Genomic DNA, 17,208 nt, shown 5'->3' with positions numbered 1-17,208 from the left:
AAAGGAGAAATCGTGTATGATACAACGTAACCATATTTTATATAACCAGCCCCGCGCTCATACAGTCGGTAATGTAGAATATATAAACAATGAATGGGTATTCTTTGATGATGAAAATGATGAAGCATTTTTATTAGAAGATATTGCCGAAGATGGTTTTGAGATTTTATATAACAGCAACTGGCTACCAGCTCGTTTCTATGAACAAGATATATTACAAATTGCCAACGAACAGCACCACCTGCAAAACGGGGAAATGATACGTATTCGAAAAAAATTACTTCTTAGCTATAATGAATGGCTCGAAGAATTACCTGACTCCGTCTTCACATTATTAACCGAATCATTGCAATCACTTCACTACTCTTTATATGATTGCATGTATTGTCATAATTATTTATCCTTCTTGCCGAAAGAGGAGTCACGCGTAGGAGTAAACATTCTTCTATTTGATAACGAAGAAATGATTTGTACACTGCAGCACCATTTCGTCCGTCACACTACATCCAATAAAAATATGTTTCGTTTTACGAAAGTAAACGGAGAAGAGTTGCATATCGATGCAACTTAAAATAAAAAACCACCTTATCTCCCAAACACTTGAGATTATAAGGTGGTTTTATTTTTATTTAAATACGTACCAGCCAAGCGGTAATTTTAGTCCTAAGTATAATACCGCTACTAACGCAACAATAAATAAGCCCCAAACCGCCCCTGTTGGTTTGTTTTTGCTCATTTTTACAAGAACCATTTCCATTCCACCGATAACTAAAATACCAGCTAACATTTTTAAGCCGTACCACATGTGCATGCTACCTGTTGCTGTCTTTACAATACTCATGTACAACATGAAGCCTGTCACAATAATGAAGATATACACTAGGCGAAGCCCCATATGTACACCTTTACCTTTTCTCCCTGCTGAATAAAGTGAATACGCAACGAAGAATAAAATTAAACCTAACGCCCATGCTGTAATATGCATATGTACCATCGTATCCCTTACCTCCTCTTTTCACACTTTTTCACTCTATATGATAACATGTTCATTTATTTTCAGGAAATGTTTCGCTTTTTTACATTTAAATGCTATAATATTTAGAGTATTTACAAACTTCTTGTAATAACAAAAGGGGGAACAATCATGATTCAAACTAAGGATATTATCGAACTTACAGACACATACGGAGCAAATAACTATCACCCACTTCCAATCGTTATTTCTAAAGCAGAAGGTGTTTGGGTAGAAGATCCTGAAGGAAACCGCTATATGGACTTATTAAGTGCATATTCTGCAGTAAACCAAGGTCATCGTCACCCGAAAATTATTAACGCTTTAATTGACCAAGCTAATCGTGTTACGTTAACTTCTCGTGCTTTCCATAGCGATCAATTAGGTCCTTGGTACGAAAAAGTTGCGAAACTAACTAATAAAGAAATGGTACTTCCAATGAACACAGGTGCTGAAGCTGTTGAAACTGCAATTAAAACAGTTCGTCGCTGGGCTTATGATGTGAAGAAAGTAGAAGCAAACCGTGCTGAAATCATCGTTTGTGAAGATAACTTCCACGGACGTACAATGGGTTCTGTTTCTATGTCTTCAAACGAAGAGTACAAGCGTGGATTCGGTCCAATGCTTCCTGGCATCGTTGTAATTCCTTACGGTGATTTAGAAGCATTAAAAGCCGCAATTACACCAAACACAGCAGCATTCATTTTAGAGCCAATTCAAGGTGAAGCAGGAATTAACATCCCACCAGCTGGTTACTTAAAAGAAGCTCTTGAAGTATGTAAAAAAGAAAACGTTTTATTCGTAGCAGATGAAATTCAAACAGGCTTAGGCCGTACTGGTAAAGTATTCGCTTGTGACTGGGACGATGTAACTCCTGACATGTACATACTTGGTAAAGCACTTGGTGGCGGTGTGTTCCCGATTTCTTGCGTTGCAGCAAACCGCGACATTTTAGGTGTATTTGAGCCAGGTTCTCACGGTTCTACATTCGGTGGTAACCCACTTGCATGTGCTGTGTCTATCGCAGCCCTTGAAGTGTTAGAAGAAGAAAAATTAACAGAGCGTTCTCTTCAATTAGGAGAAAAATTAGTTGGGCAATTAAAAGAAATTGATAACCCAATGATCACTGAAGTTCGCGGTAAAGGTTTATTCATCGGTATCGAATTAAACGAGCCAGCTCGTCCTTACTGTGAACAACTAAAAGCAGCTGGGCTACTATGTAAAGAAACACACGAAAACGTAATTCGTATCGCACCACCTCTAGTAATCTCTGAAGAAGATTTAGAGTGGGCATTCCAAAAAATTAAAGCTGTATTATCGTAATAATAGAGAGGTTGTCCAACATGTTGGGACAACCTCTTTCTTTTTATATTCATTTATATTAAGATGAAATTGTAATTTTCTGTATTTTTGAATTATAAAGGAGGTGCGATATGCTATTAAGATATGGTAAACAGATTAACTATTTAGCTACATCTTTTATTTTAGTTACATTCTTTGGCTTCCTACTTTCCACAACATGGCTTCATTACTCAACTCCTACTACATTCACATTACTGAAAGCATCATTTTGGACTGCTGTTATTCTTACTATCATTGGTTTTGGACGAGAAAAAAGCGCACTTGCGGTTATATTATTTGGCATTTGTACACTTGCATTCATTGGTCTTTACACTTTTGCCGTTATCGATTACCTCTATAATCCGAGACCATAGAAAAGAGCTATCTTTATACAAGATAGCTCTTTTCTTTATTTCACTACATTTCGCAAAGTACCAATTCCTTCTACTGTAATGACCACTTCATCACCAGCATGTAAAAACTTCGGTGGTGTAAAACCTTTTCCGACACCAGCCGGGGTTCCTGTTGCGATAATATCGCCTGGTTCTAAAGTCATTCCTTTGCTTATCGTTGAAATAATTTCTTCTATCGAAAAAATCATTTTATTTGTGTTGGAAGTTTGCCTTACTTCTCCATTTACTACCGTTTCAATGTGTAATTCATTCGGCGCATTAACCACCGATTTATGAATTAAATACGGTCCCATCGGGCAAAATGTATCGAAGCTTTTCCCAAGGAAAAACTGTTTATGTTTTCTTTGAATGTCTCGAGCTGTTACATCATTTATAATCGTATAACCAAAAACATGCTCAAGCGCTTTTTCTTTTTTAATTTGCTTCCCTCGCTTACCAATAATGATAGCTAGTTCTCCTTCGTAATCTAGTTCGTCCGTTGCGTGAGGATGACCATTAATTTGCTCATTTATGCCAATAACTGTTGTTGGTGCTTTCGTAAAGATCATTATATTTTCTGGAATAGACTCTACTCCGCCCATTTCTACCGCATGCTCACGATAGTTTTTTCCAACGCACAAAATATTCTTTCTTGGCCTTGGAATCGGCGCTAATATTTTCACCTCTGTTAACGGATAATACGCCGCTTCCCCGTTCTCTTTTGCCCAATTTACAATTTCACATACTTTCTCAAAGCATTCAGTCCCTCTTTCAATACACTCTAACATTGTAATAGGGATTGTAACCTTTTCCCCTTTTTGTCTTTGCGCTTCTCTTAAGTGTAATACCTTTTCTTCTTCTTCATCCACAATACCTACAAATACCTTTTCTTCTTTCTTCGCCGTTACAAAACGCAATATTTCCACTCTCCATCCTAAAACTCATGCCCTTTAATTGTATTCGCATCCGCAAGAAAAAAACCTTCTCATGCACGCTAATTTTTACAATATTCTTCTCGCACCTTATTCGTTACTTATTCATTATTTAGCATAAAATGTAGAAATTTTACTTTTTTTAGCGAAGGCATTTCTTTTTTATGAATTTTTTGTATAATATGTACTACATATATACTAAAAATTTCATTTAGAGATGGAGCCGATTTCAATGTTTGAGCAAGCTATTGAAAAAAAACGTGAAAAAATGATCTATTTTGCTGAACGCTACGGAATGACTTCTCAAAGAACAGTGGATTGTAGCCAAGAACTGGACAGGCTCTTAAATGTAATTTGTCATGTACATACGGATTTCCACCCTACTCAAACGTTCAACACACACGCGCAATAACGCGTGTGTTTCTTTTATTTCAAAAAAACACACATTTTATTAGAAACGCCCATACAATAGTAGAAAAGAAAATTTTAAAAACGAAAGGTGTTTTGTATGCCAGCTATGGTCGGACATATCCGCATCGTCAATATTGGATCAAGTGGTATTTTTCATATCGGAGATGTATTTGCGATTAGGCCTATTAGTTACTCACGCGCTTTCGCCGGGGCCGGCTCTTTCAACGTTGGAGATAACGTTTCTGTCTACAATTATCAAAGTGCAACGACTGTCAACGATTCAGATGTAATCGATCAAGCGATAATTGGCTCAACTTAAAGGAGGCGATTGCATTGAATTTGTATGTAAACCAAAGTATCATCATCAACAGTATTAAAATTGATAGCATCACAACCTCTTCTGTATTCCAAATTGGTACTGCTGGAAGTATTAAAGCCCTATCTAAATTTTCAAATACGGGCGGATTTACGGAGCCACTTCGCCCATTACAGGCAAAAGGACAAATTATTTCTATCAAACCATCAACTAGTTCTTCTTAAGACATCCTTGTCATAAATATATAGCAGGAATATTTTTACCCTCCCTATTGAAAAGGAGGTTTCACAAATGAATCAAGATATATATACTTACTTACACCAACTTCAACAAGCTCTTCAAACACAACAAGCAGCCATCCTGAATTTAGAAGATCAAGTACGCCAACTCCAAGAAGAGCTTAACGAATTAAAAAATCGCCCGTCCTCTTCTGTAGGAAAAGTGGAATACAAATTCGATCAATTAAAAGTCGAAAATTTAAATGGTACTTTAAATATTGGCTTAAATCCATTTTCAGCAAAAGGACAACAAATTGAAGATTTTCAAGTGGATACAGAAACATTGAAGGTAAATCCTGAAACCGAAACAAACCCAGACTTTTATCAAGGTATCCTCCAAGAAATGCATCGATACTTAGATGAAGAAGCATATAATCGTATTCTACATTTTGAACAAGAAGAGAGAACACCGCTTGATGAAATGTATCGACAAATGATGGTGGATGACATAAAAAAACAGATGGAGCATCGCCTCCCTTATTATTTATCACAAGTTCAATCATATGAAGGTATTTCAACAGATCCAGATTATTTACGAGATATCATTATTCAGGCAATGAAACAAGATATTGACAAAGCCTTTCTCTCCTTTATTCAGCACATACCGGGAAATTTCCGAAAGGAGTAAGTATGTATGAACCTTAACGTTGTAAACCGTGAGTTAAAAGTCGGACAGATTAAAATGAACGGTGTATCGTCGTCCGCACTCTTTTTAATTGGAGATGCCAATCTCCTCATTCTATCTTCTATTCTCGATACACCATTCGAAACTGTTACAGAGGGACCATTTGTACCATTAGTAACAGATGTCCCTCCTACTCCAGGTTAATAAGGAGACTGAGAAATTATGTTGCATCATGTGTCCATTGTCCAAAATGTTTCTATTATTTCTTTAGGGATTACTGCCGTATTTCAAGTTGGAGATGCAAACCAAATGGAATTAAAAAGTAGAGCTCTTGCCGTCCACCGTGAAATTCCTTGTTATATAAGGGGAGAAGGTCGCTTTGATGCTTTTGAAATCTTTACAGATGAACACATTACAATTCCAAAACGAACGACAGATGTAAAATTAAACATTGTAAATGAATGCCCTTTTATTGAAGTTAATAATGTTGAATTGCGGACACTTTTAAATTCTGGTTGCTTTCAAATTGGAAATGTTGATTATGTTTTTAATAACTCTCGTATTATGCAAATCCGCCAATATATTACGGATGAACCTTCCGCACAATAATTCATATAGTAATTAAAAAGCTTAGTAAAGTAGGTGGATGGTATGCCTTCGGTTGTAGGAAATCTCGTCGTTCAAAACAGTAACGGCTCTTTCAACTTAGGAGATTTTTATAACGTGTCTCCGAAAGAAAACACGAAAGCCTATAACGGATCTGGAGCTTCCAATGTTGGGTTTGTTGTGAATACTTTTAGCGGTGTTAGTGCAACAAATACGTTTGATTCTGATGTGGCGGATCAAGATCAGATTGGAACAGCGTAAAAAAAGTAGGAGATATTCTCCTACTTTTTTCTTTTATCTAATTCAAATTATTAAAATGAAATTTTAATAATCAAGAGCTTTACTGTTCACAAATAGTAGTATAAACAAGTAAGTAGTGAAGAGGCACTATTTCATTTTATTTAAATGATAATCCGCTCTCCTCCAAAGCATGTCTAAGCTTCGGCAAAGACGCAGGTCCCATACCATGCAGTTTTAAAATTTCTTTTTCACTATATTTTGAGAGTTCTTCTACAGTTTGAATTCCACGGTGTTCTAATGCCCTTCTTGCTGGCGCTGAAAGAAGAGAGAGAAAACCTTCTTTTGGTTTTCTCTCTTTCTCACAGGTTGGGCAAGTTGGACAATCGCTACTTTTATAGTACTCGTGTCCCTGTTCACAAGTTCTTAACGTTGTCATTTTTTTATAGCCCCTTTCTGTTGTCTATCCTTCAATATTTACAACGTGATTCCCATCAAAGAAGTATAAACATTTCTCTTTCACAGGATGTTGTAAGCTTTTCTCCAGTGCTTTTGCATATAACGAAAGTTGCACTTTATATCGATCTTCTAAAATTGGTTTTGCTTGTTCGAATCCGCCTGGGAATTTCCCTTCAATCGTATCTGTTTTGAAGTCGATTAACGTAATGCCATCTTCCTCTTCAATCATGCAGTCGATAACCCCTTGGACAAGAATCGTTTCTTCACTCTTCCCTTGCCAATCTTGATATGCTTCTTTTGCTGCAAGCATCATCGTAAATGGTACTTCGCGCTCTACACTTTTTGCCGCTAATACCCTTTTACCTAAGTCACTGTCAAAGAATGAAATTACTTTTTCAATCGCTATTTCTTCCGCCTGCTCGAATGTTAATAATTCCTTATTTACCATTCCAGCAATTTGCTCTTGAAGAACTTCAACCGTAATCGGCTTCTTCAAATCAACATGCTGCATAACGGCATGGACTGCTGTTCCACGCTCTGCGTACGTTAACCCTTTTTTCTCCATAAAGCGCGGGCGTGTTTTAATTGGTGCACGTAGTTTTTTAATAAAGGCGTTATCGCTACCTTCTTCAGATTGATAATTTCTCTTTATTTCTGTAACAGACTGCTTCGCACGATGAGATGTCGCATCCTCATATCCGTACTTCCACATTAATCTGTTATACACTTCTTCTTTCCGTTCACTTTCTAATGGAACAGCCTTTTTCTCACGAAGCGCTTCTAACAATTCTTGTTTCTCTTCTTGAACTGGCTCTGGTGCAAGTAGCGTATTACCGTCCACAACTTCTACTTTCCAGCTAGTGTCATACCCGTAAATTTCACTTGGAATACTTCCTTGTCCTAATTCAAGAAGCATTTCACTATCACGATGTCTATATAATGAAGGTGCAATCCAGTCTAAATAACAAGACGCTCCGGCACGTATGTGATCTGGTAATAACCATTCATTATGTTCCCTCGCATCAAGCCATTTTTCCATTTCCTTATTTGCATCCTTAACTGTTCCGATTAAAATTAACTTCTCTTTCGCACGCGTTAACGCTACATATAATACACGCATTTCTTCCGCGATTAATTCCATTTTCATTTTGCGTTTAATTGCAAGTTGCGATAATGTCGTATATTTAATTCGTTTACGCGGATCGATAAATTGTGAACCGAAACCGAAATCTTTATGCAGTAAGAAACGCTTCATTAAGTCTTGTGTATTAAAACGACGACCGAGTCCAGCTACAAATACGACCGGGAACTCTAGCCCTTTACTTTTATGAATCGTCATAATGCGAACAACGTCTTCTTGTTCACCGAGGGCTCTCGCCGTACCCATATCATCACCGCGTTCTAAAATACGTTCAATAAAACGCAAGAAGCGGAATAACCCTCTAAATGATGTTGCTTCATATTGTCTTGCACGGTCATATAGTACGCGTAAGTTTGCCTGTCTTTGCTTTCCTGCTGGTAAACCGCCAACGAAGTCGTAATAACCTGTCTCACCGTACACTTTCCAAATTAAATCAGAAAGTGATTGTTGACGTGCAAATTCACGCCACCCTTGCAGTAAATTATAAAACCACTCTAATTTATCATGAAGTTCTTGCTCTTCTTCAAGCGGTGCTCCTTTTAAGAACGAGCTCATTACTTCATAAAATGACCCTTTCTTCCCATGAGCACGAAGCGTCGCAAGGTCTTCATCATTTAGTCCCACAATCGGTGAACGAAGTACAGCTGCAAGCGGAATATCTTGCATCGGATTATCAATAACGCGGAATACGTTCATCATAATATTTACTTCTGTCGCTTCAAAATAACCAGTCGCAAGGTCAGCATATACTGGAATTCCTTGCAATTTTAACTCTTCCATAATTTGCGGCGCCCACGGCATCGAGCGGAGTAAAATAACGAAATCACGGTATTGTACAGGGCGCATACTATCATTTTTACGATCATACACTTCATAACCTGAATCAACCATCGCTTTAATACGCTGCGCCATAAGACGAGCTTCTAGCTGTGCTTTTTCGACTTCTGCACCTTCTTCTCCATCCATTACTTCTTCTTCCGTTTGCTGAATACATAATAGCTCTGCCGCTACATCTTCACCTTCTGGATAGCTAGCACCTAGCTTTAATTCAGCATCAGCATCGTAGTCAATCTCCCCAACTTCTTCGCCCATAATTTGTTTGAAAATAAAGTTCGTACCTGCTAGTACTTCATGACGACTACGGAAGTTTTTCGCTAAGTCAATCTTCATTCCGCCGCCCGACCCTTCTTGTGTGAAGCGTTTATACTTTCCTAGGAATAGTCCTGGTTCGGCTAGTCGGAAACGATAAATCGACTGCTTTACATCACCAACCATGAACAAGTTTCCTTCACTCTCAGAATCTTTCGTTACGAATTTAATAATGGATTCCTGTACAAAGTTCGTATCTTGATATTCATCGACTAACACTTCAGCAAATTTATTACGATATTGAAGCGCTACTGCTGAAGGATTCATTTCACCATTTTCACTTTGTTCACTTAAAATTTGTAAACAGAAATGCTCTAAATCTGTGAAATCGACCATTCCTTTATCTCGCTTCATCGCTTGGAAACGCTCTGTAAATACTTTTACAAGTTGAACAAGCTTTTCTAATACAGGGTGCATATCTTGAAAATCTCGTAAGAAACTTTCAGGTTTGCGGCTAAATAACTCTTCTTGTAATTTCTTTACTTCATCTTTCGCTTTATTACGAAGAGAGTCTACTTGTTTTACAACATCTTCATTGTAATCACTTTTCTTAATACGCTTTAATGTTTGCCACGATACGTTTTGCATCGCTTCATACAATCTTGTCCACGACTCACGAGCAGCTGATGATAGCGTTCCAAGTAAAGCTACATCTGCTTGCAGGGTTTCAACGCGAGGAGCAGGACCGTCAGGAAGCATTGCGAGTTCAGTTGCCTTACGAATATGCTGTTCCGCTGTTTCAAGCTGGAATTTCACATCTTCTAATAAGTAAGAAGCATATACTAAATCTTCAATAGTCTTTCCTTCTACGTCATATGCTTCTACTAATTTATCAAGCCATTTTCCCGGATTTGGATGCGCTCTTGACTCTGTATGAAGCGCTAAAATCATACGTTGTAAGTCATCATCACTACGGTCACTCGTATAACGATCAACAAGTTCAAAGAAGATTGTATTATCTTCGATTCCGTACTCTTCTTCTAATATGTCATCTAGCACTTCTTCTTTTAACAATTCATTTTCTGTTTGATTCGCGATACGGAAACGAGGATCAACATCAAGCATGTAGTAATATCCTCTAATGACTTGTAAACAAAATGAATGAATTGTTGAAATGGAAGCTTTATTTAATAGGCTCAGCTGCTTTCTTACGTGCTGAGATCCTGGTTCATCAATTAATACCTTTTCTAACGCTTCCCCAATTCGGTTTTTCATCTCTTGCGCTGCTGCATTCGTAAAGGTTACAACGAGCAGGCGGTCGACATCGACTGGATTTTCTTCATTAATAATCTTCTTGATAATACGTTCAACTAATACTGCTGTTTTACCTGACCCAGCTGCAGCCGCAACTAAAATATCACGTCCGTTCGCTACAACAGCTTTCCACTGGTCATCCGTCCATTGACTACCTTCTGGTTTTTTAGGCCAATTTTCTATCATTCTCCGCCAACCTCCTCTCTTATTTTCTCCATCGCTTCACTATCTTTCATATCTTTTAACGATCGGAACTGATTATCTTCAAGTGACTCATCAAACTGACAAACAGATTTAAAGTTACAGAACGTACATGCTGCTTTATTTCCCATTTTATAAGGAGCAATATCAATAACACCTTCTGTAATGTCTTTTCCGATATTTTCAAACGTATGGTGTACATATTTCTGTAGTACGTTAAACTCTTGCTCGCTTGCAATACTTGAACGCGCACTAAAGCTACCGTCTTTTTTCAGGCCAGCAGAAATAATATCTGAACTTCCTGTTGAAAGTTTGTTATCCATTAAACGAACAACGTCAGCATCTCCTAGTACGAGTCCTTTCATTTTAAATTTCTTTAATATTTCCTTTTCAATCTCAGCTTCAGATGCGTCACCTTTCATCTCAACAATTGGGTTATGAATATGGAAGTACAGTACACCAGCTGGTGATGCTGCGTGGCCTTTTTTCATCCACGTCTGTGCATTTGAAGTAACAACGTCTAAATACGTTAACATTTGAAGTGCTAATCCGTAATACACTTCCGTTAAATCTAACGCTTTTGAACTTGATTTATAATCAATAATACGTAAGAACGTCCCGTTTTCATCTTCTGCCTTATCAACACGGTCAATACGGCCGACAACTTCCATCTTCACACCATTTGGTAATGAGAATTCCATCGGCGGAAGCGATCCTGTACCACCCATACCGAACGGCACCTCTAAATCAACTGGTACGAATCCGCTCGACTTCGCATGTTCACGAAGAATGATTGACGTACGGAAAATGATTTGTTGTAGTTTTTGTTTTAAATAGAAATGACGGTTTGAACTTAATAAAATTTGTCGTTGTAATAACGGTGCGATTTCTTCTATTACTAAAACAGAAAGATGTTCACACTCTTTTATGGATAAATCCGCCCAAGTGCGGTTTTCACGCAATAACTTGTCCGCAATTTTCTTTAATGCCGCATGGAATAATTCGCCTATGTCTGGCGCATCAAGCTTGAAAATATCACGCTCTCTAAGCGATAAACCGTGCTGCGCAAAATGAGCATATGCACAACGGTTAAATAGTTCCATACGAGAGACGCTTCCTTTAATTGTATCTCCGTATAAATCTCTACTTACTGCTGTACTTAGTTTCTGCGCACGATTTCGATAGAATAAACTTGATAAGACGCGGCTACTTTTTTGTTTCCATTCATCTGAAGTTACGTAGAAATTATATACGTCCCACCAAAAGTCTAAATTCCCTTCAAATCCGTATCGCTTCCACGTTTGTAGTTGCTGCATAACGTAAGATAACGTTACTTCTGGCGTTGCTACATATGAAATTTGTTCTGAACGTGATAAATCGTTTACGTCATTCGTAATAAATGAATCTTTCACATTAGGGAACATTCTTTTTATTTTCTTAATAAAGCTAGACGCAAGTAACGTCTTTCCTTCTTCATCTGCAAGCGGGCATGAAATGTATAACTTCTCAGACGCTCTCGTTACCATTTGATACATAACGAACTGTTCTTCTAACAAAGTTTGTCTTGTCGTTGGCGCTAATTCAATCCCTGCCGCACCAAGAACTTCTCTTTCCTCATCAGAAAGCATCCCTTCGTCCATAGGTGCTGCTGGAATGACACCCTCATTTACACCTATAATAAACGTTGCTTTCACGTCAGATAACCTGGAGTGATCAATATTAGCAATTAACACTTGGTCTAATGACGGCGGAATGTTAGCAAATTGAAGTGCCTCAAGACCTGTCGACATAACGTCAGTAAACATAGAAAGAGACATTTTCTCTTCCCCAAGCATCTCTACAAATGTATCAAGAAGGCTCATTACTTCTTCCCATACTTGTTCATGATCTGTCGCAAATAAGAAATCTCCACTTTCTTCTGCACGTATACGTAATTCTTCTAGTTTCTTCGGAACATCCAGTTCTTCTAAAAACAAGTAAACTGCTTCACACATTTGCATAACTGTCCCTGCACGCTTTAACCTTTTTTGCATGCGAATAACAGGTGTTCTTACAACGTCACGTAGCCTATTTATTTTCTCTTCCATTTCACGTTCACTGTCTGTAATCATCCCGTTCGTATCATCAAGAGAACGATAACGGCGATACATCCATGGATCTTCAGCAGTCCATCTCTTTCCTTGTACACCGTACGCTAAACAGTAATTTTCAAATTCATCCATTTCTTCACGCATCGCTTCTTTTCTTATGTCTAATGGATATAAAAGCTCTGTTTTCACGCAACGGAACACCGCATCATAACGCCAATTCCCACTAATAATCTCGAGTGCAGAACGAATACATTCTACTAATGGGTGGTGTGACATCGGGCGTTTTTCATCGATGAAGTGCGGGATATTATAATCTGTAAATAACGTTCGCATCACATCGTAATAACTTTCCCCATTACGAAGAAGCACTGCAATATCTCGATAACGATATTTTTCATCCGCGACAAGTTTACGAATTTCACGAGCAACACCTTCTACCTCCGCTCGTAAATTCGCAGCTGTACTAATCGTTACACTCGCTTCACCGTTAAATTTCTCATTCGGACGCGCTTCATAATGAGCTTCTAAATGCGCTAATGCCGGAGAATGAAAACGCGGCTGTTCTATAAGTGGAATTGTTTTTTCAATTTCTATTTTCTCTTCACGCGCTACTTGTTTTATTTTTTCATACGTTAACGTCGTTTCATAAAATAAATCGAGTTCATTTACTGGCTGCGCTAACGTTTTTTCATCTATCGTTAACGTGATCGTCACTCTCGCTCCACAAATCATAAGCTGCCTTAAAATCTCTAACTCTTGCGGGGAGAATGAATGAAATCCATCTATATAAATTTCCGCACCATTTACATATTCAGACTGCGGAAGCTTTTCCACTAGCAATTGCAGGTAGTCTTCTGAATCTAAGTATTTTCCAATTAAAGCACGCTCAAAATCATCATATAGTAACTGTAAATCATACACTTTATTCGCTAGTAACTTTTGTTCGGCACTGCTACTATGCGCATCTAATTGTTGCCACATTTCATATACGTTAGATGGCGTTACATTGTAACGTTTAAACTCTGCAATCATACTGCCAAGATGTTCAAAGAAACCGTTTTGCTCCGCTGCTTTTTGGAACACCGATAATCCATCTTTACGAGACTCTACAATTTTACGGAGTAACATATGTACACCAGCTTCATCAATATGAAGACGACTTGCTCCGCCAACTTCTTGCAGCACCTTCCACGCTAATCGTGAAAAACTAAAAACTTGTGCCCGAATAGAACCTCTTACATCCTCACTTCCAATTAACGCCTGCTGCGTCTGGAATGTCATCTGTTCTGGCACAAGATATAATATTGTTTTCCCTCTCGGGCGCTGTTTTAACTCTTCTTGCACTTCGCGTAAACAAAGTGTACTTTTTCCACTTCCCGCTCTACCAATCACAAATCGAAGTGACATGTAACCCCACCTTTCACTTACATAACGAACGTTAGTTTGCTACTATAATTGTATTATAGTACACGAAAAAAGACAAACTGAGTTGTTTGTCTTTTCTATACTTCTACTTCATTATATCAACCTTTTGAAAAATTCGTTTGCACCTCTTGAATTGGCCAATATCGCAAATCAACTTTCCCGACGACTGTATCAGCTTTTACAAAGCCAAAGTGTCTACTATCCCAGCTCCCGAGCCGGTTATCACCTACTACAAAAATAAACCCGGGTGGCACCAGCTTTTCTTTCGTTAACTCTTCTAATTTAAAATCGCCTGTTAGTTGCCTTCCATTTATCTCTTTCTTATACTTCTCTAAATACGGCTCATCAATAAATTGTCCGTTTATATATAATTTATCATGCCTATATTCAATATGATCTCCAGGTAAACCGATAATTCGCTTTACATAGTCCTCTTTTTTATTCGCATGAAACACCACAACGTCAAATCTGTTCAAGTCCCCAACTTGATAACTCACCTTATTTACAACGAGCATATTGCCATCTTGCAAGGTCGGCATCATTGACTTCCCCTCTACAACATACGTTGAAAAGAAAAACGTTCGAAAAAATACAGCTAATAATACACCAATTAAAATTGTTCGTATCCACTCTATGCCTTCTTTTTTCAAAGTTTTCTTCATCTGCTTCTCCCCTTATCCTTTAATAATGAAGCCTACACTTATAAAGAAGACTATTCTTACTGTAATTCTAACTTTACTTCAATTTTCTTACCGACATACCATAAAATAAAAATACCAATCGCTACAATGACTGATTTCACTGGATTATGAATAAATGACATTAAATCATGACCGATATACGTTAAAATAAAAATCATCACAAGCTTTCCGAATGCTAACGCTAGCCCAAACTGTTTTACACTAATTCGGGATAAACCAGCGACAACATTTATTAGCGCTGACGGTGTAAACGGAAAACAAAATATAACAAAAATCGGTGCGAATCCTTTCCTTTCAATCCACCCCATTGCTTTTCGTACTCTCTCATGCTTATTTACAAACGAAAAGAAACGACTGCGACCAAAATGGCGGATGATGAAAAAGACAAGTAAGGCACCCATTACTGATCCAAGCCATGAATAAAGAAAACCGAGCCAAAAGCCAAATGCAACAGCATTCGCCAGTACAAATACAATAAGCGGTAATGCTGGAATCAACGCCTCTATCATCGGTAAACCAATACCAAGAAGTGGTCCGAACGCTTTATAACTCTCAACAATATGATCCATATTTTCTGGTGAAAAATACTCTTTGATTGTCTGAAAATCCATTCTACACTTTACCCCTTTACTCTAAATACTATCCCTACTGTATCATCGCTTATATGAAAGAGGAAATGGTAGATACGACATATGGAGATGTATTTATTAAAGTTTCCATATCTTTCATAAGAATTCCTTCATTATTTAGCTATGATAATCTATCAATATTCGACAGGACGTGTCGTTCGTTTTGTTATTTAGATGGTTTTCCGATATTTTTATCGGCACATGAAATTACACTGTTGATTTTCTAAACATATTAATTACAACTCATTTTTTCTAATATATCGCCTTATCGACAAAGACTGATAAATAAAAAAAGAATGGGGATTCCCCCATCCTTTCACACTTCGCCTTCCTTAACAAAATACACTCTCTCATAAGCGGGTCTTAATGTTGATTCCTCTTTTTTATCAATCTCTTTAAAGCAAGGGCTCCCTTGTTTTTTCCTACGATCTTCATATTCAGTACGTAATTTCGCTGTACGATTTTGTTGATTTTCAAAACTAGTTTTTGATATTTCTAATTTCACAGCAAAGCCATTTATAAATCTAATAATAAGATTTCCATCTTTTAATTCTTTATTACTTTCAATATAAAAATGAGACAACCACGCGCACTCTTTTCTAGAGTAAGAATAGGTAGGGAAAAAATAAAGTTGATCTGTAGGACTAATCGCAATTGGTGCTTTATGTGTAATATTAGTTAACTCTTTCGTTCCTTCTTTTCTGCCTAAGAAACTCGAGCCATGCTTTCGGCAACTTCTTTCTATAATATCTAGAGGTTTTTGAAATACGAAAAAAGAATCATTCATTTCAACGACTCGCGTAACAATTTTCTTTTCACTGAGAATAATAGGAAGTAATGCCATCGTATTTTTCGTTACAACATAATTTTCAACATAGCGTTCCACTTTACTTTCCATACTCTATTATCTCCTTTTTCCATTTATATTAGCAGCTGCATGTATAATTTTAGCACCTATGAAAAGGAAATGGTCTGTACATTCCACTATTTTACATTATTTTATCATTTATCAAACATTCTTTAAATTAAAAAATAAGTATATAATAATAAAAAGATAATATTATGCACAAAAAAGCATTTATACTACTATAAATATTTGAAATCACTTCTTCATTTCACATCATTACAACAATTAACTTTGCTATAATTAAAATGTAAATCCAATATACGGAGGGCCACTATGGAAGAAAAAGAGATTCAACCATCGATTCAAATGAAAAATAGTAGCGTCATTATCGTGAAAAACTCAGCTAGTATTATATTCGGTTTATTTTTTATTCTGCTATTCTTTGCCAAACCGTTTCGTAAATCAAAATGTCCCGAATGCAAAAAACGTGAGAAGAAAAAAGTGGCGAAAGAAGAATAAAAGGCTTTCCTTTTTGGAAAGCCTTTTATTCTTCTTCATATTCATATATTTTCGCGTATGCTTTTATCTCTTCAATCGTATATATCAAGTACAACTTCACTTGTATATTTTTCAATCATACCTACTCCCGTCCCCTCTTCCTTCCCCTTGTCCTTATCACTCATATATCTAGACAACAAAAAAAGGATGGCATAAGCCATCCTTTTTTCCATCATCAACTATAAAATTATAGTTTGATTACGTTTTTAGCTTGAGGTCCACGGTTACCTTCTTCGATTTCGAAGCTAACTTTTTGGCCTTCTTCTAGAGATTTGAAACCTTCAGTTTCGATTGCAGAGAAGTGTACGAATACGTCGTTTTCGCCTGGAACTTCGATGAAACCGAAGCCTTTTTCGTTGTTAAACCATTTTACTTGTCCTGTTACTGCCATGATTATTTCCTCCTAAGAAAATACAAATTTAATTTTTTTAGTCTTCCTGTCTAAAAAAAGAATCCACACATTATCAAATACGAAACATAAACTAGTTCTCACATACTTTTTCTCGTTCGTTTTCAGCACTTGATAACATATGGATTGCTTAATTTAACTATTCAACTGACATCATCATAGCACATTAAAATAAAATGTACAATCTTTTTCTAA

Annotated in this window: 20 protein-coding genes; 11 read left to right on the top strand and 9 right to left on the bottom strand. The window is 37.2% G+C overall.

Features of this window, described 5'->3' with window-relative positions; translation table 11 throughout:
* Positions 1 to 16: 16 nt before the first annotated feature.
* Positions 17 to 571, top strand: coding sequence for a DUF2777 domain-containing protein (locus RT27_RS15825; RefSeq protein WP_016082494.1), 555 nt, complete (start codon positions 17 to 19; stop codon positions 569 to 571).
* Positions 572 to 625: 54 nt separating this feature from the next.
* On the opposite strand, the gene RT27_RS15820 is transcribed toward RT27_RS15825, so the two are convergent.
* Positions 626 to 994, bottom strand: coding sequence for a YisL family protein (locus tag RT27_RS15820; RefSeq protein ID WP_016082495.1), 369 nt, complete (start codon positions 992 to 994; stop codon positions 626 to 628).
* Between the two features lie 150 nt (positions 995 to 1,144).
* On the opposite strand from RT27_RS15820, the gene rocD reads away from it, so the two are divergent.
* Both rocD and RT27_RS15810 read left to right on the top strand, forming a co-directional pair.
* The gene (rocD, locus tag RT27_RS15815) at positions 1,145 to 2,335 is read left to right on the top strand and encodes an ornithine aminotransferase (protein ID WP_000616660.1); all 1,191 of its coding nucleotides are present in this window, start codon (positions 1,145 to 1,147) and stop codon (positions 2,333 to 2,335) included.
* A gap of 110 nt (positions 2,336 to 2,445) precedes the next feature.
* A complete protein-coding gene (locus RT27_RS15810; RefSeq protein WP_016082496.1) occupies positions 2,446 to 2,727 on the top strand; it encodes a hypothetical protein in 282 nt (93 codons plus the stop codon).
* 35 nt (positions 2,728 to 2,762) lie between these two features.
* On the opposite strand, the gene RT27_RS15805 is transcribed toward RT27_RS15810, so the two are convergent.
* Entirely contained in the window at positions 2,763 to 3,662 is a 900-nt protein-coding gene (locus RT27_RS15805) for a fumarylacetoacetate hydrolase family protein (protein WP_029442121.1), read from the bottom strand.
* A 247-nt stretch (positions 3,663 to 3,909) separates the two neighbouring features.
* Between RT27_RS15805 and RT27_RS15800 the strand changes: the two genes are divergently transcribed.
* From RT27_RS15800 to gerPF, 7 genes are all read left to right on the top strand, one after another.
* The gene (locus RT27_RS15800) at positions 3,910 to 4,089 is read left to right on the top strand and encodes an aspartyl-phosphate phosphatase Spo0E family protein (RefSeq protein WP_016082498.1); all 180 of its coding nucleotides are present in this window, start codon (positions 3,910 to 3,912) and stop codon (positions 4,087 to 4,089) included.
* A gap of 96 nt (positions 4,090 to 4,185) precedes the next feature.
* The gene (gerPA, locus tag RT27_RS15795) at positions 4,186 to 4,407 is read left to right on the top strand and encodes a spore germination protein GerPA (RefSeq protein ID WP_001111187.1); all 222 of its coding nucleotides are present in this window, start codon (positions 4,186 to 4,188) and stop codon (positions 4,405 to 4,407) included.
* A gap of 14 nt (positions 4,408 to 4,421) precedes the next feature.
* Positions 4,422 to 4,628, top strand: coding sequence for a spore germination protein GerPB (gerPB, locus tag RT27_RS15790; protein WP_001055456.1), 207 nt, complete (start codon positions 4,422 to 4,424; stop codon positions 4,626 to 4,628).
* Positions 4,629 to 4,695: 67 nt separating this feature from the next.
* On the top strand, positions 4,696 to 5,310 hold the full coding sequence (gene gerPC, locus RT27_RS15785) for a spore germination protein GerPC (RefSeq protein ID WP_001070761.1): 615 nt from the start codon (positions 4,696 to 4,698) through the stop codon (positions 5,308 to 5,310).
* 6 nt (positions 5,311 to 5,316) lie between these two features.
* A complete protein-coding gene (gerPD, locus tag RT27_RS15780; RefSeq protein WP_001052807.1) occupies positions 5,317 to 5,511 on the top strand; it encodes a spore germination protein GerPD in 195 nt (64 codons plus the stop codon).
* 18 nt (positions 5,512 to 5,529) lie between these two features.
* Positions 5,530 to 5,916, top strand: coding sequence for a spore germination protein GerPE (locus tag RT27_RS15775; RefSeq protein WP_016082499.1), 387 nt, complete (start codon positions 5,530 to 5,532; stop codon positions 5,914 to 5,916).
* Positions 5,917 to 5,958: 42 nt separating this feature from the next.
* Complete coding sequence (gene gerPF / locus RT27_RS15770; RefSeq protein ID WP_001141570.1) at positions 5,959 to 6,174, top strand: spore germination protein GerPF; 216 nt, start codon at positions 5,959 to 5,961, stop codon at positions 6,172 to 6,174.
* Positions 6,175 to 6,310: 136 nt separating this feature from the next.
* Here gerPF and RT27_RS15765 read toward each other — a convergent pair whose 3' ends face one another.
* The 6 genes from RT27_RS15765 to RT27_RS15740 form a co-directional block, all read right to left on the bottom strand.
* Positions 6,311 to 6,589 (bottom strand): RNA polymerase alpha subunit C-terminal domain-containing protein, encoded by a 279-nt coding sequence (locus RT27_RS15765; protein ID WP_016082500.1) that lies wholly within the window; start codon positions 6,587 to 6,589, stop codon positions 6,311 to 6,313.
* A gap of 24 nt (positions 6,590 to 6,613) precedes the next feature.
* Positions 6,614 to 10,339, bottom strand: a complete 3,726-nt coding sequence (gene addA, locus RT27_RS15760; RefSeq protein ID WP_029442119.1) for a helicase-exonuclease AddAB subunit AddA — start codon at positions 10,337 to 10,339, stop codon at positions 6,614 to 6,616.
* On the bottom strand, positions 10,336 to 13,851 hold the full coding sequence (gene addB / locus RT27_RS15755) for a helicase-exonuclease AddAB subunit AddB (protein ID WP_043936620.1): 3,516 nt from the start codon (positions 13,849 to 13,851) through the stop codon (positions 10,336 to 10,338). Before addB ends, addA begins: the two co-directional genes overlap by 4 nt.
* A gap of 116 nt (positions 13,852 to 13,967) precedes the next feature.
* Positions 13,968 to 14,531 (bottom strand): signal peptidase I, encoded by a 564-nt coding sequence (lepB, locus tag RT27_RS15750; RefSeq protein WP_016082503.1) that lies wholly within the window; start codon positions 14,529 to 14,531, stop codon positions 13,968 to 13,970.
* A 56-nt stretch (positions 14,532 to 14,587) separates the two neighbouring features.
* Complete coding sequence (locus RT27_RS15745; RefSeq protein ID WP_043936619.1) at positions 14,588 to 15,181, bottom strand: TVP38/TMEM64 family protein; 594 nt, start codon at positions 15,179 to 15,181, stop codon at positions 14,588 to 14,590.
* 334 nt (positions 15,182 to 15,515) lie between these two features.
* Positions 15,516 to 16,097, bottom strand: coding sequence for a competence protein ComK (locus tag RT27_RS15740; protein ID WP_043936618.1), 582 nt, complete (start codon positions 16,095 to 16,097; stop codon positions 15,516 to 15,518).
* Positions 16,098 to 16,379: 282 nt separating this feature from the next.
* Between RT27_RS15740 and RT27_RS15735 the strand changes: the two genes are divergently transcribed.
* Positions 16,380 to 16,565 (top strand): hypothetical protein, encoded by a 186-nt coding sequence (locus tag RT27_RS15735; protein WP_016082506.1) that lies wholly within the window; start codon positions 16,380 to 16,382, stop codon positions 16,563 to 16,565.
* A 226-nt stretch (positions 16,566 to 16,791) separates the two neighbouring features.
* Here the strand turns inward: RT27_RS15735 and cspA are convergent, their stop codons facing one another.
* Positions 16,792 to 16,995 (bottom strand): RNA chaperone/antiterminator CspA, encoded by a 204-nt coding sequence (gene cspA / locus RT27_RS15730; protein ID WP_000301522.1) that lies wholly within the window; start codon positions 16,993 to 16,995, stop codon positions 16,792 to 16,794.
* Between the last annotated feature and the right edge of the window lie 213 nt (positions 16,996 to 17,208).

Source organism: Bacillus sp. L_1B0_5 (assembly GCF_000836715.1).
Taxonomy (GTDB): Bacteria; Bacillota; Bacilli; order Bacillales; family Bacillaceae_G; genus Bacillus_A; species Bacillus_A thuringiensis_S.
This window is presented reverse-complemented; position numbering and strand designations above follow the sequence as displayed.

Bases quoted from the DNA above. Each gene is read 5' to 3' on its own strand.
- RT27_RS15765 (WP_016082500.1), bottom strand. From the start codon at position 6,589: ATGACAACGTTAAGAACTTGTGAACAGGGACACGAGTACTATAAAAGT.
- addA (WP_029442119.1), bottom strand. From the start codon at position 10,339: ATGATAGAAAATTGGCCTAAAAAACCAGAAGGTAGTCAATGGACGGAT.
- RT27_RS15810 (WP_016082496.1), top strand. From the start codon at position 2,446: ATGCTATTAAGATATGGTAAACAGATTAACTATTTAGCTACATCTTTT.
- RT27_RS15825 (WP_016082494.1), top strand. From the start codon at position 17: ATGATACAACGTAACCATATTTTATATAACCAGCCCCGCGCTCATACA.
- RT27_RS15800 (WP_016082498.1), top strand. From the start codon at position 3,910: ATGTTTGAGCAAGCTATTGAAAAAAAACGTGAAAAAATGATCTATTTT.
- gerPF (WP_001141570.1), top strand. From the start codon at position 5,959: ATGCCTTCGGTTGTAGGAAATCTCGTCGTTCAAAACAGTAACGGCTCT.
- cspA (WP_000301522.1), bottom strand. From the start codon at position 16,995: ATGGCAGTAACAGGACAAGTAAAATGGTTTAACAACGAAAAAGGCTTC.
- RT27_RS15775 (WP_016082499.1), top strand. From the start codon at position 5,530: ATGTTGCATCATGTGTCCATTGTCCAAAATGTTTCTATTATTTCTTTA.
- RT27_RS15820 (WP_016082495.1), bottom strand. From the start codon at position 994: ATGGTACATATGCATATTACAGCATGGGCGTTAGGTTTAATTTTATTC.
- RT27_RS15745 (WP_043936619.1), bottom strand. From the start codon at position 15,181: ATGGATTTTCAGACAATCAAAGAGTATTTTTCACCAGAAAATATGGAT.
- RT27_RS15740 (WP_043936618.1), bottom strand. From the start codon at position 16,097: ATGGAAAGTAAAGTGGAACGCTATGTTGAAAATTATGTTGTAACGAAA.
- gerPD (WP_001052807.1), top strand. From the start codon at position 5,317: ATGAACCTTAACGTTGTAAACCGTGAGTTAAAAGTCGGACAGATTAAA.
- lepB (WP_016082503.1), bottom strand. From the start codon at position 14,531: ATGAAGAAAACTTTGAAAAAAGAAGGCATAGAGTGGATACGAACAATT.
- RT27_RS15735 (WP_016082506.1), top strand. From the start codon at position 16,380: ATGGAAGAAAAAGAGATTCAACCATCGATTCAAATGAAAAATAGTAGC.
- addB (WP_043936620.1), bottom strand. From the start codon at position 13,851: ATGTCACTTCGATTTGTGATTGGTAGAGCGGGAAGTGGAAAAAGTACA.
- rocD (WP_000616660.1), top strand. From the start codon at position 1,145: ATGATTCAAACTAAGGATATTATCGAACTTACAGACACATACGGAGCA.
- gerPA (WP_001111187.1), top strand. From the start codon at position 4,186: ATGCCAGCTATGGTCGGACATATCCGCATCGTCAATATTGGATCAAGT.
- gerPC (WP_001070761.1), top strand. From the start codon at position 4,696: ATGAATCAAGATATATATACTTACTTACACCAACTTCAACAAGCTCTT.